This is a genomic window from Micromonospora sp. NPDC048887 (assembly GCF_040649715.1).
Lineage (GTDB): Bacteria > Actinomycetota > Actinomycetes > Mycobacteriales > Micromonosporaceae > Micromonospora.
Genome location: NZ_JBEZGA010000009.1, coordinates 190,883 through 216,693 on the forward strand (window position 1 = coordinate 190,883; position 25,811 = coordinate 216,693).

General features: G+C 69.4%; 24 protein-coding genes. 11 read left to right on the forward strand and 13 right to left on the reverse strand.

Annotated elements, in window-relative coordinates; genetic code table 11:
• Window positions 1-2: 2 nt before the first annotated feature.
• Entirely contained in the window at window positions 3-305 is a 303-nt protein-coding gene (locus tag AB0C17_RS16565; RefSeq protein ID WP_357384535.1) for a hypothetical protein, read from the reverse strand.
• Between the two features lie 43 nt (window positions 306-348).
• Window positions 349-1,272 (reverse strand): hypothetical protein, encoded by a 924-nt coding sequence (locus AB0C17_RS16570; RefSeq protein WP_357384533.1) that lies wholly within the window; start codon window positions 1,270-1,272, stop codon window positions 349-351.
• 177 nt (window positions 1,273-1,449) lie between these two features.
• Here AB0C17_RS16570 and AB0C17_RS16575 point away from each other — a divergent pair, with 177 nt between their 5' ends.
• From AB0C17_RS16575 to AB0C17_RS16600, 6 genes are all read left to right on the forward strand, one after another.
• A complete protein-coding gene (locus tag AB0C17_RS16575) occupies window positions 1,450-2,841 on the forward strand; it encodes a pyridoxal-dependent decarboxylase (protein ID WP_357479226.1) in 1,392 nt (463 codons plus the stop codon).
• A gap of 5 nt (window positions 2,842-2,846) precedes the next feature.
• The gene (locus tag AB0C17_RS16580) at window positions 2,847-3,164 is read left to right on the forward strand and encodes a hypothetical protein (protein WP_357479229.1); all 318 of its coding nucleotides are present in this window, start codon (window positions 2,847-2,849) and stop codon (window positions 3,162-3,164) included.
• Window positions 3,165-3,249: 85 nt separating this feature from the next.
• Window positions 3,250-3,651 carry a YbaB/EbfC family nucleoid-associated protein gene (locus AB0C17_RS16585; RefSeq protein ID WP_357479232.1) on the forward strand — a complete coding sequence of 134 codons (402 nt, stop codon included), beginning with the start codon at window positions 3,250-3,252 and terminating at the stop codon, window positions 3,649-3,651.
• A complete protein-coding gene (locus tag AB0C17_RS16590; RefSeq protein ID WP_357479235.1) occupies window positions 3,638-3,958 on the forward strand; it encodes a type VII secretion target in 321 nt (106 codons plus the stop codon). The genes AB0C17_RS16585 and AB0C17_RS16590 overlap by 14 nt, the downstream gene beginning before the upstream one ends.
• Window positions 3,955-5,244: a hypothetical protein gene (locus AB0C17_RS16595; RefSeq protein WP_357384523.1), complete on the forward strand. Its 1,290-nt coding sequence runs from the start codon at window positions 3,955-3,957 to the stop codon at window positions 5,242-5,244. The genes AB0C17_RS16590 and AB0C17_RS16595 overlap by 4 nt, the downstream gene beginning before the upstream one ends.
• A 14-nt stretch (window positions 5,245-5,258) precedes the next feature.
• Complete coding sequence (locus AB0C17_RS16600; protein WP_357384521.1) at window positions 5,259-5,732, forward strand: hypothetical protein; 474 nt, start codon at window positions 5,259-5,261, stop codon at window positions 5,730-5,732.
• 128 nt (window positions 5,733-5,860) lie between these two features.
• On the opposite strand, the gene AB0C17_RS16605 is transcribed toward AB0C17_RS16600, so the two are convergent.
• The 9 genes from AB0C17_RS16605 to AB0C17_RS16645 all read right to left on the reverse strand — a co-directional run bounded on the left by AB0C17_RS16605 (window position 5,861) and on the right by AB0C17_RS16645 (window position 20,581).
• On the reverse strand, window positions 5,861-6,544 hold the full coding sequence (locus tag AB0C17_RS16605; protein WP_357384519.1) for a DUF6308 family protein: 684 nt from the start codon (window positions 6,542-6,544) through the stop codon (window positions 5,861-5,863).
• 32 nt (window positions 6,545-6,576) lie between these two features.
• Entirely contained in the window at window positions 6,577-9,096 is a 2,520-nt protein-coding gene (locus AB0C17_RS16610) for a DUF262 domain-containing protein (RefSeq protein WP_357384517.1), read from the reverse strand.
• Between the two features lie 415 nt (window positions 9,097-9,511).
• The gene (locus AB0C17_RS16615; RefSeq protein ID WP_357384515.1) at window positions 9,512-9,667 is read right to left on the reverse strand and encodes a hypothetical protein; all 156 of its coding nucleotides are present in this window, start codon (window positions 9,665-9,667) and stop codon (window positions 9,512-9,514) included.
• Between the two features lie 5 nt (window positions 9,668-9,672).
• A complete protein-coding gene (locus AB0C17_RS16620) occupies window positions 9,673-11,295 on the reverse strand; it encodes a serine/threonine-protein kinase (RefSeq protein ID WP_357479238.1) in 1,623 nt (540 codons plus the stop codon).
• A 46-nt stretch (window positions 11,296-11,341) separates the two neighbouring features.
• Window positions 11,342-12,127 (reverse strand): hypothetical protein, encoded by a 786-nt coding sequence (locus AB0C17_RS16625; protein WP_357479241.1) that lies wholly within the window; start codon window positions 12,125-12,127, stop codon window positions 11,342-11,344.
• Between the two features lie 25 nt (window positions 12,128-12,152).
• Window positions 12,153-15,200 (reverse strand): type I restriction endonuclease, encoded by a 3,048-nt coding sequence (locus tag AB0C17_RS16630; RefSeq protein WP_357384509.1) that lies wholly within the window; start codon window positions 15,198-15,200, stop codon window positions 12,153-12,155.
• On the reverse strand, window positions 15,197-16,507 hold the full coding sequence (locus AB0C17_RS16635) for a restriction endonuclease subunit S (protein WP_357384507.1): 1,311 nt from the start codon (window positions 16,505-16,507) through the stop codon (window positions 15,197-15,199). Before AB0C17_RS16635 ends, AB0C17_RS16630 begins: the two co-directional genes overlap by 4 nt.
• Entirely contained in the window at window positions 16,504-18,465 is a 1,962-nt protein-coding gene (locus AB0C17_RS16640; protein ID WP_357384505.1) for a class I SAM-dependent DNA methyltransferase, read from the reverse strand. Before AB0C17_RS16640 ends, AB0C17_RS16635 begins: the two co-directional genes overlap by 4 nt.
• A 211-nt stretch (window positions 18,466-18,676) precedes the next feature.
• On the reverse strand, window positions 18,677-20,581 hold the full coding sequence (locus tag AB0C17_RS16645; RefSeq protein ID WP_357384503.1) for an N-6 DNA methylase: 1,905 nt from the start codon (window positions 20,579-20,581) through the stop codon (window positions 18,677-18,679).
• A 99-nt stretch (window positions 20,582-20,680) separates the two neighbouring features.
• On the opposite strand from AB0C17_RS16645, the gene AB0C17_RS16650 reads away from it, so the two are divergent.
• The 3 genes from AB0C17_RS16650 (at window position 20,681) to AB0C17_RS16660 (ending at window position 23,003) form a co-directional block, all read left to right on the forward strand.
• A complete protein-coding gene (locus AB0C17_RS16650) occupies window positions 20,681-21,253 on the forward strand; it encodes a DUF4352 domain-containing protein (RefSeq protein ID WP_357479245.1) in 573 nt (190 codons plus the stop codon).
• 62 nt (window positions 21,254-21,315) lie between these two features.
• Window positions 21,316-22,152 carry a hypothetical protein gene (locus AB0C17_RS16655; protein ID WP_357384499.1) on the forward strand — a complete coding sequence of 279 codons (837 nt, stop codon included), beginning with the start codon at window positions 21,316-21,318 and terminating at the stop codon, window positions 22,150-22,152.
• A gap of 32 nt (window positions 22,153-22,184) precedes the next feature.
• A complete protein-coding gene (locus AB0C17_RS16660; RefSeq protein WP_357384497.1) occupies window positions 22,185-23,003 on the forward strand; it encodes an RNase H family protein in 819 nt (272 codons plus the stop codon).
• 17 nt (window positions 23,004-23,020) lie between these two features.
• Here the strand turns inward: AB0C17_RS16660 and AB0C17_RS16665 are convergent, their stop codons facing one another.
• On the reverse strand, window positions 23,021-23,488 hold the full coding sequence (locus AB0C17_RS16665; RefSeq protein ID WP_357472817.1) for a hypothetical protein: 468 nt from the start codon (window positions 23,486-23,488) through the stop codon (window positions 23,021-23,023).
• A 79-nt stretch (window positions 23,489-23,567) separates the two neighbouring features.
• On the opposite strand from AB0C17_RS16665, the gene AB0C17_RS16670 reads away from it, so the two are divergent.
• Window positions 23,568-24,299 (forward strand): methyltransferase domain-containing protein, encoded by a 732-nt coding sequence (locus AB0C17_RS16670; RefSeq protein WP_357479248.1) that lies wholly within the window; start codon window positions 23,568-23,570, stop codon window positions 24,297-24,299.
• 39 nt (window positions 24,300-24,338) lie between these two features.
• Window positions 24,339-25,229: an arginase family protein gene (locus AB0C17_RS16675; RefSeq protein ID WP_357479250.1), complete on the forward strand. Its 891-nt coding sequence runs from the start codon at window positions 24,339-24,341 to the stop codon at window positions 25,227-25,229.
• Between the two features lie 72 nt (window positions 25,230-25,301).
• Here the strand turns inward: AB0C17_RS16675 and AB0C17_RS16680 are convergent, their stop codons facing one another.
• Window positions 25,302-25,811, reverse strand: coding sequence for a pyridoxamine 5'-phosphate oxidase family protein (locus AB0C17_RS16680; RefSeq protein ID WP_357479253.1), 510 nt, complete (start codon window positions 25,809-25,811; stop codon window positions 25,302-25,304).

Consider the following 25,811-nt stretch of genomic DNA (forward strand, 5'->3'; position numbering starts at 1 on the left):
GCTCACCGGCCGCAGTCGATGAGGAGCACCGGCGCGTGGGCCTGGTCCCGGGGACACTGCCACACCACCGAATCGCCCCGCCGGACCAGCCGGCGGGGATGACCGTGACCCGGGCACGGCGGGACCGCCTCGTCCCAATCGTCCATGCTCATCTCGTCGGCCAGAACGGTCGCGAGCTCACCGGTGATCACGCGGAGGCTCTCCCCCGCGTCGACGAGACAGGCCGGACGTCCGCACAGGACGGTCAGGGCGGCGGCGACCGTCTCGGCTGCCACCCTGACCGCGGCGGTTTCGTAGACCGGCATCTGGAGAGATGATCAGGTCGATCCTCCGGATTCCCGGGTCGGATCACCGCCGTCCGGCCGGGGAATCCGGGCTGATGTCGTGCTCGGGCTCGGTCGTAGCACCGGCGGATGCCGAACCCGGGCGCCGGCGGGTCGGCGGCTCGGGCCACCGCCACCAGATGCCGTACGCGCATTCGCGGTCCGGACGCTGAAAGGTCATCTCATAGACCACCTTCCCCGCCAGGTGGTTACCGCTCGGCTGGCAGCGGGTACGGGCGATCTCCTGGCGGCTCGATCCCGACCGCGTCCTCCGCCACACGACCTGCCACGCCTCGGCTGGCGAATCCGCCCGATCGAACTGGACACGTACCGACAGTTTTCCCACCCGCCGTTCCTCGCAGCTCTCGCGGTAATAGGGCTTCATAGGGGCGTAGACATCCTCAAACACCTGTCTGATTCCGACGTTGACGCGACGACCGCGGGCAAGCGGACCGAGCAGATACAACCACCGGTAGACGCGCCCGTCCTCCTCGGCCACTGCGCCGTCGAGAAGCCGATGTTCGGGAAACAGCGACGTCGCCCCCTCGATCACCCGAGTCTGTCCGCTCCAGTGGGAACGGATGCCTACGAGACGGATCTGCCGGGTGGCCCGGACACGTTGCTGTCGCGTGTAGGCGTATCGGTGATGATGGCGGCCATCCTCACCCTCGACCCTGGTGACGACCAACGATCCGTCGAGTTCCTCGATGACGAAGTCAGCCGGGTGGTGAACACACCGGACGTAGTAAACGACCATGGCTGCAACGGCCAGCAGCACCAGCGGGGTGGCGAGCGTCCACGACGGGAGGTGCAGCGCCACCATCCACGCACGTCCGATGCCGAACATCGCCACGAGCGCCGTACCCGTCAGGACGACGAGCTGAAGCAGATCGGAACTCTGGCGGGCGAGACGGGCGGATGCGCTGTCAAGCAGTCTTCTCAGAATCATCGGTCCTCCGGGTTCCACCTCTCAGTGGGAAAGCCACAAACGGTTTTCTGCAATCCACACAAGCGCAGGAACGATGGGTGAGCCAGCGGTCACGGACGTCACTCAGCACTCACTCCACGTGCGCCCGGACAGCCCGCACAGGCCCCACCTCCGGGTGGCTGCGGCTAGGGTGCGGCGATGGACGAGCTGAGGCACCTGTTCCGGCGCGCCGCCGACCACGCGGCCGACTACCGGCTGTCGCTGCCGGACCGGCCGGTCGGCGTACCCGTCGACCAGGCCGCGCTGAACGAGGCGTTCGCCGGGCCGCTGCCGGACGCGCCCACCCCGCCCGGACGGGTCCTCGCCGACCTGGTGGCCGCCGCCGAACCGGGGCTCGTGGCCACCGCCGGGCCGCGCTACTTCGGCTTCGTCGTCGGCGGCGCCTCCCCGGCCGCCACCGCCGCCGACATGCTGGCCGCCGGGTGGGACCAGGTCGCGTTCAACGCGGTCACCTCCCCCGCCGCGGTGGCCGCCGAAGCGGCCGCCGGGACCTGGCTCAAGGACCTGCTCGGCATCCCGGCCACCGCGTCGGTCGGGTTCGTCACCGGCGGGCAGGCCGCCAACACCGCCGGGCTCGCCGCCGCCCGCCACCAGGTGCTCGCCGACGCCGGCTGGGACGTGGAACGACGCGGCCTGTCCGGCGCGCCCGAGGTACGCGTGTTCGCGGGCACGGAGCGGCACGCCACCATCGACAGGTCACTGCGCCTGCTCGGTCTCGGCACCGACGCGCTGCGGGCGGTACCGGCCGGCCCGCAGGGCGCTGTCGACCCGGACGCGCTCGCGGCGGCGCTGCGCGACGCCGGTCCCGGACCGACGATCGTCTGTCTTCAGGCGGGCAACGTGAACACCGGCGCGTGCGACGAGCTGCGCCGCGCCTGCGACCTGGTCCACCGGCACGGCGGCTGGGCGCACGTGGACGGCGCGTTCGGGCTGTGGGCGGCGGCGAGCCCGTCGACCCGGCACCTGGTGGACGGGCTGGAAAACGCCGACTCGTGGGCCTGCGACGGCCACAAGTGGCTCAACCTGCCGTACGACACGGCGTTCGCGTTCTGCGCCCGGCCCGACGCGCACGCGGCGGCCATGTCGTACGCGGCCGCGTACCTCGTGGGTTCCGGTGGTGTGCCGGCGGGCGCGGACCTGACCGCGGAGTCCTCCCGCCGCGCCCGTGGCTTCGCGGTCTGGGCCGGCCTCCGGGAGCTGGGCCGCGACGGCGTCGCCGCGCTCGTGGAGCGATGCTGCGCGCTGGCCCGGCGGTTCGCCGACGGGCTCACCGCAGCCGGGTTCGAGGTGGTCAACGACGTGGTGCTCAACCAGGTGCTCGTCGGGTTCGGCGACGACGCGCGCACCGACCGGGTGGTGGCCGCGGCGCAGGCCGACGGGACGTGCTGGGTGGGCGGGACGACCTGGCGGGGACGGCGGCTGATGCGGATCTCGGTGTCGAACGCGACCACGACGGAGGCGGACGTGGACCGGTCGGTGGCAGCCATCGCCGGGCTGGCCCGCAGGGGCGGCGGCGGAGTGGTTCACTGAGGACCGTGACGTGGCGGCGGGCGGCTTCGATGGTGGCGGTGCTGGTCCTGACCGTGGCGGCCGTCGGCGGTTGGCGCTGGTGGCGCCAGCACCCGCCGTACGGGCCGGAGGCGCTCCATCTCCGCTCGTCGCTGGAGTTCGTCGGCTACGACGGGGCGCAGGCCGCGCTCGGGCGGGCGTACCAGGCGCCGGTGGCCTACGACGGTGACCAGCGGGTGCACCCGATCGCCACCGCGCCGGTGTCCTTGCCGGACCTGCTGTTGGCGCTCGTCTACATGGGACCTGACGGTCAGGTGTACTGGGCGCGGCGGCTGCAGGGCTGACCCGCTCCGTAGCCTCGACGGGGCATACACGCACCGCGATCGGTTGGTAGCGTGGCGCTGTCGAAGTCCTCCGGGGAGGGTCGTGATGTGGGCGGACGAGGCCGCGCTGGACGCGGCGGCACGCCGGCTGGACGAGTGGGAGTCGTCGCTGGCCGACCGGGGGGCGCGCGCCCGCGAGCTGTCCGCCCGCACACAGGCGTTGACCGGCATCGCCCGCAGCGCCGACGGGCTGGTCGAGGTCACCGTCGACGCGTCCGGGCTGCCCACCGACGTACGACTGGACGAGCGTGTCCGGCAGCACTCCGCCGCGCACACCGCCCGGCAGATCCTGGTGGTCACCCGGGCCGCCCGGGCGGACCTGCTGCGTCGGCTCACCGAGGCGACCACCGAAACGTTCGGCGCGGACGACCCGGCCGCGACGGCGATTGTCGAGTCGCACCGGCGACGGCTCGACCCCGATCCGGGCACACCGGATGCAGCCCGGTGACGGCCTCCAGGTCGACCCGGACGACCTGAACGCGCACGCCGCGCGCCTCGGCCACCGCGCCGACAGCATCGACACCGCCCGGCAGGCCGGCGAGCACGTCCGGCTGAGCGCCGACGCGTACGGGCAACTCTGCGCGATCATGCCGGTCCTGCTCGACGGCCTCCAACGGACCCTGACCGACGGCATCGGCACCGCCGCCACCTCGGTCCGGGACACCGCGGACAGGGTGCGAGCGAGCGCGGAGCGCTACCGCGCCTCAGACGCGCGCGCCGCGCACCTGCTCGACCGGCTGCGGCAGCAGAGGTGAGCACGAATCCGCTGGTCGCCGACCCGGCGGACACCGGACCGAGCCCGTGGGCCGGGGTGTGGATCTGCGAGGACATCGAACTCATCGCCCAGGGCGTACGCACCGGCAGCTGGATCGACAGCAGCCTCGGCGTGGTCAGCGCCGGCCTCGACGCGCTCGCGCTCGTCTCCGACCCGGCCGGGGCCCTCCTCCAGTACGGCATCGCCTGGCTCATCGAACACGTCAAGCCGCTCAGCGAGGCCCTGGACTGGCTCGCCGGCGACCCCGCCGAGATCACCGCGCACGCCCAGACCTGGCGCAACGTCGCCGCGTCACTGCGCGACGACGCCGCCGAGCTGACCCACGCCGTACGCGCCGAGGTGGCCGGCTGGACCGGCGCCGCCGCCACCGGCTACCGCCGCTGGGCGGGCGAACAGCAGCAGGCCATCACCGGGCTGGCGCAGGGCGCAGAGGCGATGGCCGCGATCACCGAAGGCGCCGCCGGCCTGGTCGCGGCCGTGCGGCTGCTGGTCCGCGACGCCATCGCCGCCTGCGTGTCCCGCCTGATCGTGTACGCGACCGAACTGGTCGCCACGGCCGGGCTGGCGACGCCGCTGGTGGTCGAGCAGGTGACCACGACAGTGGCGTCGTGGGCGGCGCGGATCGGGCGGTTGTTGCGGGGGTTGCTGGCGAGCCTGCGGCGGCTGATGCCGGAGGTACGGCGGCTGGGTGAGCTGATCGAGAAGCTGAAGGAGGCGCTGAGCCGCCTTCTGGGTCGTCGCTCCCCTGAGGTTCCAGGTGGCGGATCCGCCAAACCGGACGGCCCGCACGGGTCGAGGCCCGCCGACTTCGATCCGGGCCGACACCACGGCCCGCTCGGTGACGAGTTCCACCCGGGGGTGCACGATCCTCGGGCGCTTTTCGAAAAGAAGGAGCGGGCGATCGCGGACCGTCTCGCCGGCGACGGTGAGATGGTCCATCCGAGGGAACGAATAGACGACGCCCACAAGATGAAGAATCCCGATGCGATGGTGCGGACTGGTCCGGAGGATCCCGGTGTGATCACCGAGTTCAAGACACTGGTCGGGTCAGGCAGCAGTAGCGTACGGCGGAATATCCTTGAGGCGGGTGAACAGGCAGGATCCGACGGGGTCGCGGTCCTCGACGGTCGTAACGTCGGTTTGACGGAGGAGGATGCGCGCCGCGGCTACGGCCGGGCGGCCGGACAGGCCCGTGTTCATGACCAGCAGATGCCGGCGACGGTACGCATCATCCTCGGCGACGGCCGCATCATCGATCTTCCCTAGGAGCCGGACGGCGCATGTCCACCTTCGAGCACATCTTCATCCACACCAATCTGACGCCCGAGGGTGTGGCGGCTGAACTCGCCGCCCGCATGCACGTGGAGTTCAGCCGAGACGACGAGGGCAAGGTGTACCTCAGTCGACCGGCCTCGGACGGACGGCCCGGCGTCGTCGGCGGCGAGTTGTCAGCCAACCCTTACAGCTACCCCTTTGACGAGCCGGAGGAGGAGTCCGTCATCGACGGCTACAGCCTCGTGTGGGACCTCGGCTACAGCCGACGGGACGGCGAGGTGCAGCGTGACGAGGCACGACGTTTGTTCATCGAGTTGACCGCGGTGAGCCCCTGGCCGGTGCTTCTCCTGCATGGCCTCGACCTGCTTGTCGCGGCCTGGGACCCCCGGTCGGGTTACCGGGACTTCCCGCCCGGCACCACGCCCGATATCGCAGACCGTGCGCTCTGGGAGAAGCACCGCCGGCCGTCGGGAGCCTGAAGGGAGGCGGTACGGCATCGCAGCCAGCATAGTTACAGCGCACCGGATCGAATTCCTCAGCCTACGGACGCCATTCACCGTCATGGTCGGGACAGTCGAACCGGACCGTGATCTCACGCATCTCGTCCCTACACGGGGTCGGGCGTTCGTAGCCCAGAGCAGTCGCCGGGAACGTGATCGCTTCGGTGCCGCATCCAGAACACGACGTCGAGCACCCGCAGCCGACTGACCAGGGCCGGCAACTCGGCGTCCCGACGCAGGGTGTCGAGCTTCTCCCTCAAGACTCCGCCCTCTTCGCCGAGCTTGCCGTGTAGCCACCGCCAAAAGCCGGTCCGTGTGCCGTAGGCGCAGGAGACGACGGTGTCGTAAACCGGCACGAGCGACGGCCGTTTCCGGGCGAGCAGTTTGCCAGCGGTCACCCAACCGATGCCGTCCGCGGCACAGAGGCGATTCCACAGGGAGCTCGCAGCACCAGCATCGACGATGTACTGCAGCGCCGCCGCGTTCCCCAGTTCGACATCATTCGGGATGTCGACCAATTGGGCGGTCACTTCCCGGCCGAGTTGGCCCCGCAGCAGGTTGAGCCGCTGTCTCGCCGGGATGCACACGCCGAGCAACTCGACCGCGACCACGTCTTCAGCGGTGACCACGTACGCGACCTCGGGACGGGACCCGCCCCCGCCGAGCACATCGAACTGCCCGCCGGTGAAGGCCGACTCGCCGGCTGAGTGGAAGTACCGACGAAGGTCATCGACCGAAGCCGGGGCATTCAGCACGGCGAGGATCTCATGCAAGGTGAGGGGTTGATTCACTTCTCTTTTCCTCTCAGGCACCGGCGGGCGTATCACGCTTCACTCGTCAGGGCCTGCGCGTAGAACCATCGGAGGTGCTCGACCAACGTCTCCCGGGCGGCCGCGTCCGCGAGTACGTCAAGGGAGAAGCCCGGACGCAGCGCGAGCTTTGCGGCGGCGATCTTCACGCCCGGCAGCTCGTTCAACCGCTGACGGAACTGTTCCCGCAGTGTTATGTCGTCGAATGGAGTTCGGATGGTCAGGTATTGAAAGACAATCTCAAACTTTCCACTCGGATAAATGGTGGAAGGCCAGATGTTGCCAAGTGGATGGGCCTTGTCGCGGGCCATAAGAAAGCATGACGTCTCGCCCCCGGTGCCGTAGAAGAGCTGACCACCCATTCCGACCCACGCCTCGAGCACCGCAACCGTCCCATGCGCGACCTGCGCGTCCTGCAGGTCGGTCAACTGCTCAAGGAAGCGGTCATCCAGCGAGTTGTTCCGCCGGGACCGAGGCCGAAGCAGTTGATCTGACGCGTCCTGCTGGGGCAGTCCGGCGAGCTGGGCCAGCTCCTCCACTCCGATGCGCTGGGCCTGGCTGGCCCGACCATACTTGTCGAATTCCACGCCCTCGTCACGCAGCAGGTCGCGTGGATCGTCATTTCGGCCCTCATCGAGCCAGCGGAAATTAGGAGCCACCACGCCTTCTGCCTGAAGCACCCGGTGTGCGTTGGGCGCACGATGGTTGGCCAGCCGCGCACCGACCGAAACGGGGTGGCTACCGATGAGCGCGGCGAGGTCGCCGTACGCGGTCCAGGAGCCGGCGGGCAGCGCGGCGAGTGCCGTGTTCATGATGTCCCAGGGCACCTCCGACTTGCCGCCTGCCTGTTCAGTCGGCCCGGGCCAGGTGGCGATGATGCGATCTGCGAGGGCATCGGCACGGGCATGGATCTCGGGGCGACCCCAACGCTTCTGCTCGGCGATCTCCCGGCTGAGCGCGATCCCGCTCTTACCCAGTTGGGCCCGCTTCACCAGGAAAGAGCTATTACTCAGCTCCGCGTTGTAGCCGGTCAGGGTGAGATTACCCAAGGTGTGCACCAGTGCCTCATGCACCTCGGCGAAGCTCTCCTCACCTCGCAGGTCCTCGCCGAGCATCTGCTTCCACTCGGCGGTCGGGCTCTGCGGCATGACGTGTTCGATGGTCAGCGTCGTCGGCGAGACTGGCTCCTTGCTACCGTATGATTCTTCGAGCCATTGCAGCACCAACTTGCGCTGGGTGGCGCGGCCATTGAGGTAGAACGGGATCGACCGAACAGCGTCCCGCAGGTTGGCGTCGGTGGCGAAGTACTTTCGTCCCACCGACAGATAGGCGCGTACCGCCTCGTCGACCGACAGGTCCTTCCGCATGTCGGTTACGATGCGCAGCAGCACCCGGTTGATGCTCGCGGTGGCCCGGCCGATGAGCAGACGCCGGACGAAGTAGCTCTCGACATAGAGCATCGCAGAGGCGATCTGGCCGGAGGTCGCGGTCCCCTCCTGCCGACGGTCCAGCAGGTGCAGCAGCAGTGGCAATACGGTGGTGGTGTCCCACGCGTTCAGCCTGGTCAGGCGTCGCCGCACTTCCGGGTCTTGTTCCTCCTCGGGATGCAGGATGGCCCGCAGGAGGGCACCGAGGCCGCAGAATCTGCGCACCTCGTCCTCGATCTCCGTCTCGGTGCGCAGGCCGTTGAGCCGTTCCTGCTGACCAACGTAGGTGTCGGTCTGCTTCGCCTCGGGGTTGCGGTGCACCAGATCGAGCCAGAACAACTGTTCCAGTTCCCCAGAGTCCAGCTGCTTCTGCAGGGGGAACCACAACGAGTCGTAGACCGCTTCGCCACGGGTCGGTAGCCGCATGAACAGGTAATTTCGGAGCAGGTCGGCCTGGGTGAGCTTCAGGCCGGTGTTGTTGAGCGACTCGAAGATCCGATAAACGTTGTCGCCGGCCTTCGCCACGACCGAGACCAGGGACATCCCGGAAATGACGGCATCCTCGATGCGTTCGATGTCCAGCGGATCGTCCGGATCGTCGACGGCGACAAGTTGGGCGGCGAAGAATCGGTACGCCGCGCCCACCTGGTCACTGCCCCCAGCCTGTGGCGTCGCCTCCAGGCACGCCTCGTAGGCAGCCCGGTCTGCCTGAGTGGGAACGAGCTTCAATCGGTGGGCGGGCTTGTACTTGTTGATGAGATATTCCTGGTCGATCCGGTCTCGGTGGCCGAGGTCCTCGTGCTTGGCCCGGTGGTCGCGGATCGCACAGAGCAGGATCGACAGGGTGGTCAGCCGCTGCTGACCGTCCACGACAAGGAACTCCGATACCGAAGGCCCATAAGTGGGGCTGGGCGCGAGCACGAGCGAGCCGATGAAATGCGTGAGGTCCGGGCTCTCGACACGCTCCTCGGCCAACTTGCGGATATCGTCCCACAGTCGCTTGAGCTGCGAGTCAGTCCACGAGTAGGTCCGTTGATAGAGCGGCACCCGATACTGCTTCGCACCCTCGAGCAGCTCACGCAACGTCGTCTCGTGCGCCGAAACCATGCGCCGACTCCTCATCCTCGAAGCTGCATTCTGCAGCCGGCCGCCCGCCTTTGACACAGAGCAGCCACGATAGGCGCGATGTGGAGGAAATCAGCACGACCGCTCTGTCGTACTTGCGACAGGGACGAGTCGGGGCCGCGCCCAGACACAGCGGGCAGGTGTGTTCCTCCCGCAAGCAGGCCCGCTGGGCTGGCCAGCGAGCAAGAGCTGGGCGACCTCCTGCGCTCAGTTGCCGCAGATTGAACTCCAAGCCGAGCTCGCAGGTGAAACGGGTGTGGCAGGACCGGTGGTCGATGGCGAGGTTCCAGGTAGAACAGGTGTCGACCAGAACTCGAAGCTGGCCGGCTCGTGTGCGCTTCGCTGGCGCCGCCTGGTGCGGCACCACACGATCTGAACGCCGCACGCGGCCACGGCATTACGTGTGTCGCGTAACGTTCTCCTTGCTGTGCAAGAAGAACTGGTGTTCGCGCCGGAAGCGCGCCAACCGGTCAAGGCATTGCTCGAGCCGGTCCCGGCCGTGCGGGAGACGGCCGAGGCCGTCCCGGCTGACGGCGTCTTCCAGTTCGAACATGCTCCTCATCTTTCACGCTGTGTTGCCCCGGACGAAGTCTGGCCCGTCGATCCGGGCATCTCTTCCCCCAGCCGATGCAGATGGCTCAGCAGCGCTTCGATCTCGGCCGACGGCGCAGACCCTGAGCCGTAGAGCGCGCTGATGTCGCGCCGTAGCCCCTCCAGCAGTTGCCGCGCCTCGGGCACGTCGCCCAAGCCGGCGACAAGCATGGCGATCTGCTGCCGTAGCGGAAAGAGCTCCGGCGAGTCCGGCGGCATCACCCGCTGTTCTTCGGCGAGGAGCGCCCGCAGTTCTCGCAACGCCTCGGTCGCCTCGCCCAGCTCCGCCTGGCAGCTCGCCGCCTGCTGCCGGCACTGCCAGATCAATTCCTCGTCCGGCACGGGACGCTTGGCGAGATCGACGACGAGCCGCTGAAACTCCGGAAGCGCCTGCCGGAACGCCCCGGCCAGGACGTACAGGTTGGCCAGGTTGAGCCGCAGCTCCAGGACTCGCGGTTGCCTGGCGGCGTGCGCGCCGCTGATCGGCCGCAACACCGATTCGAGCAGCTCGGCGGCCTGGGTGAACCGCTCTTCCTCGGCAAGCTCCCAGGCCCTCTCCTCCACCTCGGCGAGCTGGTCGAGCGACGGCGGCTCGACGATCTCTGCCGCTGCTCGTGGACGGACGATGTCGATGCGCGTCGGCGGCAGCGGTGAACGGGGCGGCAACGGCCCGAACGGATACCGGTACGGCATTGTCGGGTCCACCCGCTGCCCGTCCGCCACAGTCGGGGCAGCGTCGGCTGCCTTCTCGGCATCGACCGCTCCGAACGGCGCCAGCAGCTCGTAGACCTCGGCCGCCGACTCGGGCCGGTGCTGCGGGTCCTTGGCAAGCAGCCGTACGAGGAGGTGCACCAGGACGTCCGGCACGCCCGCGCGGTGCTCCTGCACTGACGGGACGGGGTCGTTCAGGTGCCGGTGCAGCATGCCGAGTGGGTTGTCGGCCCGGTACGGCGGCTTGCCGGTGAGCAGCTCGAACAACACGCAACCGAGTGCGTAGAGGTCGGTGCGGGGACCTACGGCACTGTTGAGCGCCTGCTCGGGAGCCATGTAGGTGGGCGTGCCCAGCGTGTGCCCGGTGGCGGTCAGCCGGGGTACGTCCGGCCCAAGCAGGGCGGCCACCCCGAAGTCGAGGACCTTGACGGCGCCGCTGGGGGTCACCATGACGTTCTGCGGCTTCAGGTCACGGTGCACGAGCGAGGCCGCGTGCGCCACCGCCAGTACCGAGCAGATCTGTGTGCCGATGGCGGCGGCCCACGGCACGGCGAGCCATCCGCGTTCGGCGATCAGATCGGACAAAAGCACGCCCGGCACGAGCTGCATGACGATGTAGAGGTCGTCGCCGTGGTGGCCGACGTCGTGCACGCTCGGCACCCCGGGGTGGTCCAGGCGGGCGGTGACCCGTGCCTCACGGATGAACCGGTCGACAGCGGTGTCGCGGTCGCCATCGGGTACGGCGAGCTTACGCAGGAACTTGATGGCGACGGGCCGGTCCAGCTTCTCGTCGAAGCCCGCCCACACCTCCCCCATACCGCCGTGACCGATCGGATACGTCAGTTCGTATCGATCGGCTACTCGTTCCTGCGCCTGCATTCGTCTCCCCCGGCAGTCCTGTCAGATGACACCGACGAGTCGTCGGCTAGTACCGCTCGCCATAGATGTTGAGCAACTCCTGGTAAGCCTCTCGGACCGCATCGTCCGCACCGGGATCGTGTGCCGCGTTCTCGGCAGCCACGGCGGCGAGTTCGAGCGCGTTACGCACCCGGGTCAGTTCCGACTCCGTCTCGTCCCACAGCGTTGTCACGCGCTGCCGCTGTTCCGCCAGCGCCTTCCCCACGCTGCTCGTCGAATCCTCCGCCGCCGGGCCGGGCTGCCGGCGCCCCATCTGGGTACGCAACTGCTGGCGGCGGCTGAGCACGTCGCTCGCCTCCCAGAGCGCCTGCGCCAGGATCTGCCCACCCTCTGCCGCATCCATCACGCGGTCCACCTCGGGCAGTGCCCGGCCGGCCCGCTCCGCCAGCTCCACCAGGTCGAGGAAGTCTCGCCGGTCGTCGGCGTCGGTCAGGGTGCGGTGCAGGGCCGGAAAAGCCGCCTGGTCGGGCGCCTCGATCTGCGGTGGCGGCTTCGTCAACGTGATCGCGGCTAGCCCGCAGACCAGCAGAAGCGCGACCAGAAACAGCACGACAGGCAGTGGTGCGCCCGCGAAGAAGAGCACGGCGGAGAAGATCACCGTAGCGGTGCAGAGCACGAGGACGCCGGGCAGTTTCGACGGCTCCGGGGTGGCCGGGACCGCTCGCAGGTCGGTGATGCTGCCCCATTCGTGCCGGCGTGACGAGCGGGTCACTTTCAGCGCAGTGAGCGCTGTCGTGACCTGGGACTCGTTCACGGCGATCCAGAGGTGGAAGGTGGACGTGGACGGGGACAACCGTCCTCCTCTCGGCGAGTCTCGGTTATGCGATGCCCTTGCGGCGGCGGATCATCTGGTACGCCTGCCGGCGTGCGAACTCGTTGAGCTGCGACCGCAGGCTCTCGTCGTCGAGGTAGCGCTGCATCAGCTTGCCGTTGTCGTCGTGGCGGGACAGGATCACGTCCTCGATCCGCTTGTCGCAGACGACGCCGAAGTTGCTCTCGTCGTTGACCAGCGCGGCGGCTTCCAGCGTGCCGTCCTCCGCGAGGGCGACGATCTGCTGCTCGACCCAGACCTTGTCGGCCTCGCCCAGGCCGATACCGAACCGGTCGTTGAACACGTCGATCAGCTCCGAGAGCGCGACCTTCTCCGGGTCGTGCTGCGAGCCGACGCCACCACCGACGAAGCCGGGCAGCATCTGTTCCCCCTCGGGGGTCAGCGAGGCGTCGTGCTCACCGGTCTTGCTGACCCGCAGGTGGGTCAACTGCACCTCGCCGATGTCGACGGACGGGTCCTGCCGTCGCGGGAGCCGGTTGAGCAGCGCCCGACCGTACAGGTAGAGCCGCTCCAGGTCCTCGTCGTGGTAGGGCACCACCTGGCTGAGGAACGCGTACATCCGGGTGTAGTCGCGCAGCGCGGACCGGAAGCCGTCCGCGGCCTCCGGGTCGTCGGCGGCCAGGGCGTTGAAGCGCTGGACGGCCGGCTCGGTGAAGCGGTAGAGGGCGGCGTGGGCCCGCTGGAGGCCCGTCTCCGTGGTCGCCTTCCGCTCCGCCGCGAGCAGGGCCTCGGCGTACGCCTGCATCTCCGAGTCGACGAGGACCGGGTAGCCAGTGACGGCGTTCTGCGCGGTGTAGAGCAGGTTCGGGTCGGTGGGGGTGGTGGCGGCGGTCTCGAAGTACGGCTTGAACTGCTCGGCGATGTCGCCGGCCTCGTTGACGAAGTCGAGAACGAACACGTCACCCTGGCTCTTGAGCGGGTGGGTGCGGTTGAGCCGGGACAGGGTCTGCACCGCGGCGACGTTCTTGAGCAGCTTGTCGACGTACATGGTGGTGAGCAGCGGCTGGTCGAAGCCGGTCTGGTACTTCTCGGCGACGACCAGGATCTTGTACTCGGTGTCCTGCTTGGCCTTCGGCGTACCGGCGTGCTTGTCGTCGGCGGCGGTGTAGCCGAACCTGCCGGGTAGCTCACCCTCGCCGAAACCGTTGATCCGCGCCTCGGTGTGCTCGACGCCGTCGACCTCCAGATCACCGGAGAACGCCACGAGGGAGTCGCAGCCCACGTAGCCCTGCATCTCGACGTACTTCTTGATGGCGGTGTGCAGGCGGACGGCGGCCTCGCGGGAGCCGGTGACCACCATGGCCTTGGCGCGCCCGCCGAGGCGCGGTGCGGTGTGCTTGCGGAAGTGCTCGACGATGATCTCCGCCTTCTGTGCCTGCATGGTGGGGTGCAGGCTGGCGAAGCGGGCGAGCTGGGCGCCGGCCTTCTTCGGGTCGACCTCCGGGTCGTCGGGGTTGGCGTTAGCCAGCTTCCAGTACGACTTGTAGGTGAGGTAGTTGCGCAGCACGTCGAGGATGAACCCCTCGTCGATGGCCTGCCGCATCGAGTACGTGTGGAACGGTTGCGGGTTGCCGGTGACCGGGTGCGGCGTGCCGAACAGTTCGAGCGTCTTCGGCTTCGGGGTGGCGGTGAACGCGAAGTACGACAACGTCTCGTGCCGGCCCCTGGCCAGCGCCGACGCCGTGAGCAGGTCACCGGACTCGTCGACGTCGTCGCTGCCGAGCTTGAGCAGCACCTTCTTCAGCGCGGCGGCCGAGTCGCCGGACTGCGACGAGTGCGCCTCGTCGACGATGACCGCGAACCGCTTCCCCTTGAGGCCCTGCACCTGGTTGAGCACGTACGGGAACTTCTGCATCGTGGTGATGACGACCTTGGCCGTCTCACCCTGAAGCGCGGCGGCGAGCTGCGCGGAGTCCTTGTCGATCCGCTGCACCACGCCGGGCACGTGCTCGAACTGGAACACGGTGTCCTGCAACTGCCGGTCGAGGACGACCCGGTCGGTGATGATGATGACCTTGTCGAAGACCGGCTCGTTGGGGCGCAGCCCGTCCTTGGCGGTGTCGGGCGCGGTGTGCAGGCTGGACAGCCGGTGCGCCAGCCAGGCGATGGTGTTCGACTTGCCCGACCCAGCCGAGTGCATGACCAGGTAGTTGTGACCCGATCCGTGCCGGGCCGCATGGTCGGTGAGCTGGGTGACCGCGTGCCACTGGTGGTAACGCGGGAAGATCAGCGCCTTGGATTCCTTGTCGTAGTGCAGGAACCGCCGGACCAGGTCCATGAAAACGTCGGGGTCCCAGATCTGCTCCCAGAGATAGGAGCTGCGGTAACCCTTGTCCGTAGCCGGCGGGTTGCCGGCGCCACCGGACACGCCGGGCCCGTTCGACCCGGTGTTGAACGGTAGAAACCGGGTCTTCTCCCCCGCGAGCTTCGTCGTGACGAAGACCAGGTCAGGGTCGACGGCGAAATGTACGAGGGTACGCCGAGCGAAGATCAGTTCCTTCGGGTCGCGGGTCTTGCGGTACTGCTCCTTGGCGTCCTCGACGGTCTGGCCGGTGAGCGGGTTCTTCAGCTCGGCGGTTGCCAACGGAATGCCGTTGACGAAGAGAACCAGGTCGAGGGTGTTGTTGTTGCTTGTCGAGTACGCGAGCTGACGGGTGACGGTGAGACGGTTGGCGCGGTAGAGCTTGAGCGCGTCGTCGGTGATGGCGTGGGCGGGCTTGAAGTAGGCGAGACGGATGAGCACGCCCTTGTCCTTCACGCCACGGCGGAGGACGTCGAGTGGGCCGCGCTCATCGATCTGCTTGGCGAGGTGCTGGGCAAACTGCCGCTGCGCCTCGTCCGGGTTGTTGCCGTGGTAGGCCAGAAGCTTCGCCCACTCGTCCGGCTGGGTAGCGCCGATGAACGCGAGCAGCTCGGCGGGGTCGAGTCCGAGTTGGGGCCTGTAGGTGCTGCCGTTGCCCCGCAGCCAGCCCGAGCCGAGCAGCTGACCCTCAATTGCTGCCTCGAACGCCTGCTCCTGCGGAACCGGGCTCATACGTCCATCCCCCCCGCAGTCGTGACCTCGACCTGTCCGGTGACGGCCGCGGTGATCAGTGCCTGTCGCCGCTCCGTCAGATGATTGATCCTCCGCGAAAGCGCTGACCGCATGGCCGCCGCTCGATCCCATTCCCTGTCAATCTTCTGCACAATTTCGCGTTGCTCATGTAGGTCTGGAGCAGGGATCCTGAGGCCGCGAACGATATCCTGGCTAATATTCGGCTGACCCCCGCCAGACGCCAGCCGGATGATCTCCGACCGGTGGGAGAGAAACCAATAGAAGGCAAATCTTGTGTCGACGAGAGTCGCTTGGGACAACACGCAGCACGCCTGATTGACGCAAGCTTCGGTTTCGAGCATACCGACCCGACCAATCGTAGCCCCGTACATCGCGACTATGAGGGAACCGGGCCTATAGAGAGCTAGGGTCGGATACTCCCGCAGAGCCAACCTAGACACCCGACGATTGACAGCAGTGACAGGACCGTCACGCAGATCGCCGGTGTTTACCCACGGAACATCACCCTCAAAATAAGTAGCCTCGCTCGACTTGGGTGTAGTTCCGCTTCCGGTTCGAAAGACACGCCCAACGCGATTTAAAGCCCATCCGGACGCGACCTTGGGCATCCAAGGTACACCAGTTTCTACGTGGTCAATCGAGCGCAGGGTGCCGGTCGTCATGGCCCGGCATAACTCGACTAGACGCTCGTCCATGAGGGACAGTTGCTGCAACGATAAAGCTGACAGCCTGTCTAGCACGGCAACCTTTGCGTCGAGCAAGTCGGCGATGCGGCGCTGCTCCTCAATCGGCGGCATTGGAATCGGTGCGGATGCGAGCCGTTCGCCTACAAGTTCAATCTGGTTTGTTGCTCCCACGATAAGTGCCGAGTAGATGTAGTGCTGAAACGGATCCGAGGATAAATAATAGTATGCGAACCGGGGATGAAGCACGTCTGGCCGCACTCTGACACGGGTCACATGACCATCGGCCATCGCCACACGGCGATCGGGCGAGCCCGTAAAGTAGCCCACCCGGCCTAACGTGCCTCGACCTGTCGAATTGATCAGGACGTCACCCGGACGCAGCAGCCCCTTCAGGTTTGCAGGGTTGCCACCGAAGGCGTGGAAGCGGGCCCGGCTCCAATCAAGACCCCCCGGCTGGTTTGCTGCCTGGCTTACCGCCCAGACCGGCCCATCCTCCACATAGTCTGGAGCAGATCCTCGACTAATGGAAAGGGCAGCGCGCTTCAGGGGCCACCATCTCCAGGAGGCCGGTATGCGCAGCCCGGCAAGTCCAACGCTCACCTCGTCACCTCGCCGAGCAAACTCTGAATCTCAGCCTCAAGAGCCTTGATCTCGGCGTCAATCTCCGCGAGCGGCCGGGGCGGCGCATATACGTAGAAATATCGCGTGAAAGGGATCTCATAGCCGACCTTGGTCTTGTTCTCGTCGATCCAAGCGTCAGGGACGTGCGGCAGCACCTCGCGTTCGAGGTAGTAGTGGATGTCCTCTTCGAGCGGGACGTTTTCGTTGTCGCGCAGGTCGGTATCCGGCAGCGGCTTGCCCTTGCGGTCGGTCTGCACCTCCCCCTCGGGTGAGCTGACCGAGAACGCCTCCCACACCGCCTTCTCCACTGCTGTCGGCAGCTTCCCCAGTCCGTTCAGCTTCATCGCGAACTCGGCGCGCGTCGCAGACGATGTACCGATCAGCGACTTCGCCGCCGCCAGCAGCGACTCCCGCTCCGCGTACTTGAGCACCGCCTTCGCCTCCGCGAGCAGCGCGACCGTCTCCTCCGTGACCTCGAAGCGCAGCCGCAGCGGGCGCTCGACGGTGATCCGCTGGTAGCCGAAGTCCGTGGTCTTGAAGACCTTCACCTTGGCGTGCTGCGGGTGCTCCGCATCGTCCGCGATGGCCAGCGCGTTCACGTACGCCCGGGTCAGCTCGGCGATGTGCTCGTCGGTGAGCATCTTGCGCTTGTCGCCGAGGCTCTTGCGCATCTTCGTCCAGTAGTCGCGGCCGTCGAGCAGCACGACCTTCCGACGGCGAGCCGGCGCCTTGCGGTTGGTGAGGATCCAGAAGTACGTGGAGATGCCGGTGTTGTAGAAGAGCTGGTCGGGCAGCGCGACGATGCCCTCCAGGAGGTCGTTCTCCAGGATCCAGCGGCGGATCTCCGACTCACCGGAGCCGGCTGCGCCGGTGAACAGCGGCGAGCCGTTGAAGACGATCGCCAGGCGGCTGCCACCGTCCTCGGGGCGCTTCATCTTCGAGATCATGTGCTGGAGGAAGAGCAGCGAACCGTCGTTGATCCGGGGCAGGCCGGCACCGAAGCGGCCGGCGTGGCCGCGGGCCGCTTCGTCCTTGACGAACTTCTCGACCTTCTTCCACTCGACCCCGAACGGCGGGTTGGCGAGCATGTAGTCGAACCGCTCGCCCTCGTGGCCGTCCTGGTTGAACGAGTTCCCGAAGGCGATCTTCGTCGGGTCGCCGCCCTTGAGCATCATGTCGGAGCGGCAGATCGCGTAGGTCTCGCCGTTGAGCTCCTGCCCGTACACCTCGACGGTGGCGTGCGGGTTGTGGGCCTGGATGTGCTCCTGCGCCTCGGTGAGCATGCCGCCGGTGCCGCAGGCCGGGTCGTAGATCTTGCGGACGATACCCGGGGTGACGAGGTCGTCCTCGTCGGGCGCCAACAGCAGGTTGACCATAAGCCGGATGACCTCACGCGGCGTGAAGTGCTCACCCGCGGTCTCGTTACTGATTTCCGAGAAGCGGCGGATCAGATCCTCGAAGACGTAGCCCATCTGGTGGTTGGACACCACGTCCGGGTGCAGGTCCACTTCTGCAAACTTGGCAACCACCTGGTAGAGCAACCCGGCTTCGGCGAGCCGGCTGATCTGGGCGTCGAAGCCGTACTTATCCAGCACGTCGACCGCGCCCGGCGAAAACCCGCCGATGTAGGCGCGCAGGTTGAGCGCCACGTGGTCTTGGTCGCCGAACGAGGTCTTGAAGGACAACTCGCTGGTGTTGTAGAACGGCAGTCCGGCTGCCCTCCGCAGCACCGGTTCCATGTTCTGCACGCCGGCGTCCTGGAGCTGCTGGTACCGGGCGAGCACCGCGTCCTTCGTCGGCTCCAGCACGCAGTCCAGCCGTCGCAGCACTGTCAACGGAAGGATCACACGTCCGTACTCGGACTGCTTGTAATCGCCGCGAAGCAGGTCGGCCACAGACCAGATGAAGTTGGCCAACTCTTGGTGCTTGGTGCTCACCAGTTTCCTTTCGATTGCCTTAAGACAAGCAGTATCACTGCCGTCCTGCATCGTTGTAGTCGCCCACTCGGCCGAAACGATCAACCGAGCGTCAGCGTGTCGTCTCAGGCGGAGGATGCACGGCGGGCCACCGGCCCGCAGGCTTCCGCATCTGTCACCAGAACGCCGCCCCCGCGTCGGATATCTGACGGAAGGAAGATCCGCCGGGGAATCACCCGGGGCCATCCGCGGGGCGGACCGCGCCACGGGCCAACCCGTCGGCCGTGAGCTGCACCAGCTCCGCCCCGAGCGTCGCCGCCTGCCGCAGCGCCGACTCGAACGCGTGCAGCCGCCGGAACGCCTCCCCGTACGCCTGCTGTTCCTCCCGCGCCACCCGCCGCACCTGCGCCCGCCGCACGTCGAACCGCAGCGTCCCCGACAGGCTCGACGCCTGCCGCTCATTCGTCGACGTCCGAAGCTGGCCCGCCAGGAACCACGAGTCCAAGGCGGCGGAATTCGGCCGCAGCAGATACAGGTTGCGCCCCAGCAGCGCGCCATCGGTCGTCACCACCCGTGCGACGAGCTGCCGCGCGATCATCGGCACCACCACGTCCCCGGAGGCCAGGACGATCTCCTGCCCGAGCCGCCCGTCGTCGCGGCCCGAGGGTTCGCCGCCGCCGAGCACGTCCGGCACGGTCAGCACCGGCCTACCGTCGCCGGTCGGCTCACCGTCGTCGCCGGAGGCAGCGCCCCGGATCGGTCCGAGAAGCTGCAAAGCGCCGGCCCGGACCAACTCGCCGACCGTGAGGAACTCCCCCTGGCCCCCGTCGGCTGCGGGCGTCACCTGTGGCATCAGTGTGGGCAGGTCGGCGACGACGGCGGCGAGGCGCTCGCGTGTGCGTACCAGATGTTCGCCTGTCGCCTCGCCCGCGACGGCGGGCTGGCGACGCGCGGGGGTGAGGTCGACGTCGTCGTCGAGCAGTTCGATGACGTCGGCGGCGCGGGCGTAGCCGGGCTCGTCCACCTCGCCGTCGGCGGTGAAGGCCCGCCAGGTCTCCAGGATGCGGGAGTGGTCGCCGGTGGCGGCGTCGACGAACAGCGTCCGCGCCGGCAGCGGCGCGTCGGCGGGCGGGCGGCGCAGCACCCACAGGTGCAGGGGTACGCCGTGCGGTGCCGCCGCCCCCGGTGGCAGCGCGACGACGGCGCGCAGCGCGCCGCGGCGCAGCAGTTCCTTGCGGATGCGGCGGCCGGCGCGGCGGCCGGCCACGGCGGGGGGCATGAGGAGTACGGCGTGGCCGCCGGGGCGCAGGTGGGATAGCGCGTGCTGGACCCAGGCGAGTTCCGGCTCGGTACGTGGGGTGGTGCCGACGATCCAGCGGGGGTCGTGGCCGAGTTCCTCGTCGCCCCAGTTGCTGGCGCCGAAGGGCGGGTGGCAGACGACCGCGTCGAACGTGCGCCCCTGGTAGTCGTCGGCGCGCAGTGAGTCGCCGGTGCTCACCTCGCCTGGTACGTCGCGCAGCGCCAGCCACAGTCCGGCGAGCCGGGCGAGGTCGGGGTCGAGTTCCTGCCCGTACGCGGAGGTGCAGCCGGCGCGGACGGCGGCGCGCAGTGTGGCGCCGGTGCCGGCGGCGGGGTCGAACACGGAGCCGCCGGCGACGGCGGCGAGCCCGGCCATCAGGTCGGCGATGTCGTCGGGGGTGGCGAAGGGGCGGCCCGGTCCGGGGGCGGAGAAGCGTTGCCAGAGCGCGTCGAAGGCGCCCTGTGGGCCGAGTTCGTCGGCGAGCGCGTCGACGTCCGGCAGCAGCGCCTTGAGCTGCGGGTCCGCGGGACGGGCAGGTCGTTGGCCGCGTTGCCGGGCGAGCAGCCGGGCCCCGACGGCGGCGAGCCCGGCGGCCGGTGAGGCGCCGGCCGGGGCGAGGTGGCGCCAGAGCCGGTCGGCGGTGGCGAGTTCCGGGAGCTTGCCCTGGGCGTGCAGCCAGCGTTCGACCTGGGCGAGGTCGAACTCCGGGCTGGTGGCGCTGCCGCCGACCGGGTCGGGGAAGTCGCCGTGCCGTTTGCGCCAGTTGCTGACGGCGGCCCGGCCGACACCGGCGAGCCGGGCGATCTCCGCTGCGGTGATTGTCGGTGTCTCCTGCACGTTCGGAGTGTGTCACATCTGTCAAGCATGATGCTCGTTGACACCGTTCACAGATGATGCTCTTATTGACGCCGCCACGTTCACAGCAGGAGGAAAACGATGCGCAAGACCACCACGCTCGCCCTGATCGCCGGCGCCCTCATGGCCCTGGGCTGCGGCGCCGGCACCACCGACGACACCACCGGAAGCAAGGCCGATTCCGGCACCGAGGCGGCCGCCGGCAAGACCGACGGCGGCAAGACGGACGCCGGCAAGAGCGACGACAACCCGAAGACCGCGAAGATCGGCCAGCCGGCCCGCGACGGCAAGTTCGAGTTCACCGTCAAGTCCGCCAAGTGCGGCGTCGGCAAGGTCGGCTCGTCGGCGTTCGGCGCCACGGCGCAGGGCCAGTTCTGCCTGGTCACGCTCAACGTGAAGAACATCGGCAAGGAGTCGCAGATGTTCGACGGCAGCAGCCAGAAGGCGTACGCGGCCAACGGCACCGAGTACTCCGCCGACGGCTCGGCCGGCCTCTACGCCAACAAGAACGCCGAGACGTTCCTCAACGACATCAACCCCGGCAACCAGGTCACCGGCGTGGTCGTCTTCGACATCCCCAAGGGCGTCAAGCTCGCCCGCCTGGAGCTGCACGACTCGCCGTTCTCCGGCGGCGTGACCGTCGCGCTGAGCTGACCAGCCACCGCTGCGGGGCGGGCCGCACCCGCCCCGCACCCCCGACCCCGAGAGGAACCGCAATGTCCGACCCGACCCAGCCCGCGCCGCCCGACCGGACCGGCGACGCGACGATGCCGAACCCGCCCGCCGCAGCGAACCGCCCCGCAGACGCGCGTCCCCTCGTCGCCGGCGGCGTCGTGCTCGCTCTCGCGATCAGCGGCGTCATCCTGGCCGGCGCGCTCACCGAGGACGACGAGCCGCAGCCGGTCACCGCTGCTCAGCGCAGCACCGTCCCCGCCTCGGCGTCCCCGTCCGCCGCGCCGACCACGGCGGCCCCGACCACCGCCGCGCCCACCCCGGCCGCGCCGGCCACCACCGAGCCGCCGGCGCCGTCGCCCACTCCGAAGCCGAAGGTCGTGAAGGGACGCGGCGACGACGTGGTGCGCATCCCCGACCTGACCGACCTCGCGGTCGTCAAGTTCACCTGCCGGTGCAACAGCAACACGGTGCTCAAGAGCGACGGCGACGGGCTGCTCGTCAACGAGATCGGGTCGTACACCGGCAAGCGGTGGATCAACGTGGAGGACGGCTCGCTGACGACGCAGTTCGAGATCGAGGCCAGCGGCTCGTGGACGCTCACCATCGGCACTGTCGCGCAACTGGCCACCACGTCGGAGACCGGAAAGGCGTCCGGCAAGGGTGACGACGTGCTGCTGCTCGGCGGCGACGCCACCGCCGTGCGGATCACCCACCGGCGCGGCTCGTCCAACTTCGTCGTCCATGCGTACTCCCTGGACGACGGCGAGGGGGGCCTGCTCGTCAACGAGATCGGCGCGTACTCCGGCGTCCGCCCGCTCACCACGCCCGCGCTCGTGCAGATCACCGCCGACGGCAACTGGACCATCGCGCCGGCCTGACCCCCGCCCTCCCATACCCGTCAGGAGCAAGTATGCGACCCGATGAGTTCCGCCACGCCCTGAGCCTCCTGCCCGCGCCCCTGTACGCCCGCGCGCTCCCGCTGCGCCGCTACGTCTTCCGCACCACCTGCCCGCAGTGCCAGCGCATCGGCGACGCGGTCACCCTCGCCCTGACCGCGGCGCACTACGACCAGCTCGCCTCGGCCGGGCAGCTCCTGGACAACGCCACCCGGCTGGCCGAGGAGCACGGCGCCGACTGCCGGTCACAACCGGAGCCGGAACGGGGACGTGGGCAGGTCCAGCGGTGGGCGACAGCTTCCGCGCCGGTCGTCGCCGCGACCGACGCGAGCTGGAAGGGCCGTGCCGGCGGCATCGGGTACGTGGCGAGCGACGGCCGGTACGGCTTGCGCAGCCGGGGCACCGGCCGCCTGGACCCGACCGGCGCGTCCCGAGTGCTGATCAACGAGCTGCGGGCGGTGGACTTCCTGCTCACCGCGTACGACGACCCGCCACCGGCGATGACCGTGCTGGTGGACAGCCTCTCCGCGCTGCGGTGGTTGCACCGCTGGCAGTCCGGCTCGGTGGCGGACATGCCGGCCGGTTACAGCCTGCGCCGGCGCCGCTGGGCCGACCGGCCGACGCTGGTACGCCTCGCCGAGCAGGTGAGCCGTCGACCGGACCTGTCCTTCCGGCACGTCAAGGCGCACAGCGGGCACGCGCTCAACGAGGCCGCTGACGGGCTGTCACACATGGCCCGCCGCCGGGTCGGGGAGAGCTTCGACGTTCGCCCCCGGGCTCGCGCGCTGGCGGAGGCGTTTCTGCGGGACTGGCACGCGAGCCTCATCCACTGATCCCGGGCCCGGCCGGGTCACCAGTCGCGGGCCCAGTCCGGCGGCGGTACGACGGCGAGCTGCGGCTCCCCGCTGATCGGCTCCAGCGCGTGCACGATCCGCAGGTCCCCGTCGGCGGCGGCGTCGGCGTCGGTCAGCACCCGGCCGCTGCTGCCGTCGGCGCTGACCAGCACCCACCGGTCCGGGTGGACGCCGCCGTCGTCGACCAGCGCCCGTACGCCGAACGCCCGGGCGAGGGCAACCGCGAGGTCATGTTCGCGCAGACCGGTGGCGTCGGCCAGGTCGGTGTCGCCGGTGAGGATCCAGCCGAATCCCTCGTCCTCGTCAGGCGGCGTGAGCATCACCACCGGCCGAGGATCGTCGATGGCCCGGTCCTCGATCCGCCCGACGTACACGGTCTCCGGTGCGACGCCGTACTCCGTCAGCAGGAACGCGCGAAGGTCCGCCGCCGGCAGTCCGGCGGCGAAGTGGATCCGATACCGCACTCCCCACCCCTCTCCCAGGCCGGCGTGTGACCCGCCACAGTGCTTGCCTCGCCGGCTTGCCGGGAGTTGGCTGTGGCGTATGGCCCGCATCGCGTACCACGACGCGGACGCCGAGGCGTTCGCCGCGACCCGGCACCTCACCGACGACGGTCTCACGGCCTGGCGGGCCGCCGTCGCCCGGCACCTCGGCCCGCGTCGAGGCATGCGGCTGCTGGACCTGGGCGCCGGGACCGGTAGCTGGGCACGAGCCTTCAGCGGCTGGTTCCCCGGCGTCGAGGTCGTCGCCGTCGAGCCGTCGGCGGCGATGCGCGCACGGTGCGCGTTCGCGCCGCTGGTCGCGGGCGACGCCGGGCACCTCCCGCTCGCCGACGGCAGCGTCGACGGGGCGTGGTTGTCCACTGTCATCCACCACGTGCCGGACCTGGCCGCCGCGGCGCGCGAGCTGCGCCGGGTGCTGCGGCCCGGCGCGCCGGTGCTCATCCGGTCGGCGTTCGCCGGACGCCACGAGGCGATCACGCTGTTCGACTACTTCCCCGAGGCGGTCCGCGTGCTGGACACGTATCCCGCCGTCGCCGACGTCGCGGCCGCCTTCGCCGGCGCCGGCTTCGCCGCCGCGGTGGTCGAGGCGGTCCCGCAGGTCACCGCGCCGTCGCTGCGGGAGGCGGCGGCCGGCCTGCGCCGGGAGGCGCACACGCCGCTTCAGCTGATCACCGATGCGGAGTACGCCGCCGGCGTCCAGCGGTTACGCGAGGCGGCACGTGCCGACAGCGGCCCGGTGATCGACGCGCTGGACCTGCTGGTGCTGCGCTGATCCCCGGTGACCTGCCCCGGCGGTGGTTAGGGTGGGGCGATGGACACTCGTCAGTGGACGGTCGTCGGGGCACCGTCGAGCGCGGGCGCCCACACCCCGGGCGTCGAACGCGCACCAGCCGCCCTGCGCGCCGCCGGCCTGCTCGACCTGCTGGGCGCCGACGTCGAGGACGCCGGTGACGTGCCGGGCTTCCGGTGGCGGCCGGATCCGGCGTACCCCAGGGGTCAGAACGCGGGCGCGGTGGCCGCCGTCGCCTCGGCGGTGGCCGACCGGGTCGCAGCGGCGCTGGGCCGGGGGCGCGCGCCGCTGGTGCTCGGCGGCGACTGCACGGTGACGCTCGGCCTGGTCGCCGGCTGCGCGCGGGCCGGGCTGCCGTCCGCGCTGGTGTACGTGGACGGCGGCCCGGATCTCTACACCCCGGAGACCCGCGCCAACGGCAACCTGGACGCGATGGGGTTGGCGCACATGCTCGGCCTGCCGGGGACGCTGCCCGAGGTGGCGGGTGTCGGGCCGGCGGTGCCGCTGCTGTCGCCGGAGCGGGTGGTGGTGTACGGGGACTCGCTGCCCCGGGGTGACCACGAGCGGGAGCTGGTGGCGGAGCTGGGGCTGGCGTACGTGCCGGCCGACGAGGTGCACGCCGACGCGCGGGCGGCGGCACGCCGGGCACGGTCGGTGGCCGAGGGCGCGGCCGACCGGTTCGTGGTGCACTTCGACGTGGACGTGCTGAGCTTCGTGGACGCGCCGCTGGCGGACGTGCCGGAGCCGTTCGGGCTCAGCCTCGGCGAGGCGGCGGCGACGCTGGCGGAGCTGGTGGCGAGCCCTCGGTTCGCCGGGCTGTCGGTCACCGAGATCAACCCGGCTCACCTGCCGGACGACGAGGTGCTCCCCCGGTTCGTCGACACGTTGGCCGGGGCGCTGACCGGGCGTTAGGCGGTTTCCGCGAGGTGTAGAGGTCATGGGTGGCACACGCGGTGCTCCACCCACCGCCGGCCGGCGGACGGGTCAGCGACGCCAGTGCTGGCGCGGGGCGTAGCCCTCGCGGCGCAACCAGTGTTCGGTGTAGACGATCCGGTCGGCCTCGATCACCACGAGCGGGTCCTCGGGCGGCTCGGACAGCGACCGGCCGCGCTCGGCGTGTTCGTTCTCCCAGCGGAACGCGGCCCAGTGGTGCGCCCGGTCGGGGTGGTCCGGGCCGAGCACCCGGGCGGTGCCGAACACCTGGGCGCCACGGCTGCTGGCCAGCCCGACCAGCGGCGCGAAGACGCCGATTGACACCCGGGGGTCGGCGGCGATGTTGCGCATCTTCGGTGAGCGCGGCGCGGCGGTGAACATCAGCGTGAAGTCGAGCGGGTAGTAACGCACCGGCGTGGCGAGCGGCCCGTCCGGCCCGGTCGTGGCGAGCACGCACATGTTCTGCGACGACAGCAGGTTGAGGATGCGTTCGGCCAGGCGTTCCCGGTCCAGCTTTCTCGTCGGCGTCGGCCCGGTCAGCCAGGGGTTCGTCAACGGCAC

What these genes read in the sequence shown, in the direction of transcription:
- AB0C17_RS16565 (WP_357384535.1), bottom strand. Translation starts at nt 305, where the DNA reads ATGCCGGTCTACGAAACCGCCGCGGTCAGGGTGGCAGCCGAGACGGTC.
- AB0C17_RS16570 (WP_357384533.1), bottom strand. Translation starts at nt 1,272, where the DNA reads ATGATTCTGAGAAGACTGCTTGACAGCGCATCCGCCCGTCTCGCCCGC.
- AB0C17_RS16575 (WP_357479226.1), top strand. Translation starts at nt 1,450, where the DNA reads ATGGACGAGCTGAGGCACCTGTTCCGGCGCGCCGCCGACCACGCGGCC.
- AB0C17_RS16585 (WP_357479232.1), top strand. Translation starts at nt 3,250, where the DNA reads ATGTGGGCGGACGAGGCCGCGCTGGACGCGGCGGCACGCCGGCTGGAC.
- AB0C17_RS16590 (WP_357479235.1), top strand. Translation starts at nt 3,638, where the DNA reads ATGCAGCCCGGTGACGGCCTCCAGGTCGACCCGGACGACCTGAACGCG.
- AB0C17_RS16600 (WP_357384521.1), top strand. Translation starts at nt 5,259, where the DNA reads ATGTCCACCTTCGAGCACATCTTCATCCACACCAATCTGACGCCCGAG.
- AB0C17_RS16610 (WP_357384517.1), bottom strand. Translation starts at nt 9,096, where the DNA reads ATGGTTTCGGCGCACGAGACGACGTTGCGTGAGCTGCTCGAGGGTGCG.
- AB0C17_RS16615 (WP_357384515.1), bottom strand. Translation starts at nt 9,667, where the DNA reads ATGTTCGAACTGGAAGACGCCGTCAGCCGGGACGGCCTCGGCCGTCTC.
- AB0C17_RS16620 (WP_357479238.1), bottom strand. Translation starts at nt 11,295, where the DNA reads ATGCAGGCGCAGGAACGAGTAGCCGATCGATACGAACTGACGTATCCG.
- AB0C17_RS16630 (WP_357384509.1), bottom strand. Translation starts at nt 15,200, where the DNA reads ATGAGCCCGGTTCCGCAGGAGCAGGCGTTCGAGGCAGCAATTGAGGGT.
- AB0C17_RS16650 (WP_357479245.1), top strand. Translation starts at nt 20,681, where the DNA reads ATGCGCAAGACCACCACGCTCGCCCTGATCGCCGGCGCCCTCATGGCC.
- AB0C17_RS16655 (WP_357384499.1), top strand. Translation starts at nt 21,316, where the DNA reads ATGTCCGACCCGACCCAGCCCGCGCCGCCCGACCGGACCGGCGACGCG.
- AB0C17_RS16660 (WP_357384497.1), top strand. Translation starts at nt 22,185, where the DNA reads ATGCGACCCGATGAGTTCCGCCACGCCCTGAGCCTCCTGCCCGCGCCC.
- AB0C17_RS16670 (WP_357479248.1), top strand. Translation starts at nt 23,568, where the DNA reads ATGGCCCGCATCGCGTACCACGACGCGGACGCCGAGGCGTTCGCCGCG.
- AB0C17_RS16675 (WP_357479250.1), top strand. Translation starts at nt 24,339, where the DNA reads ATGGACACTCGTCAGTGGACGGTCGTCGGGGCACCGTCGAGCGCGGGC.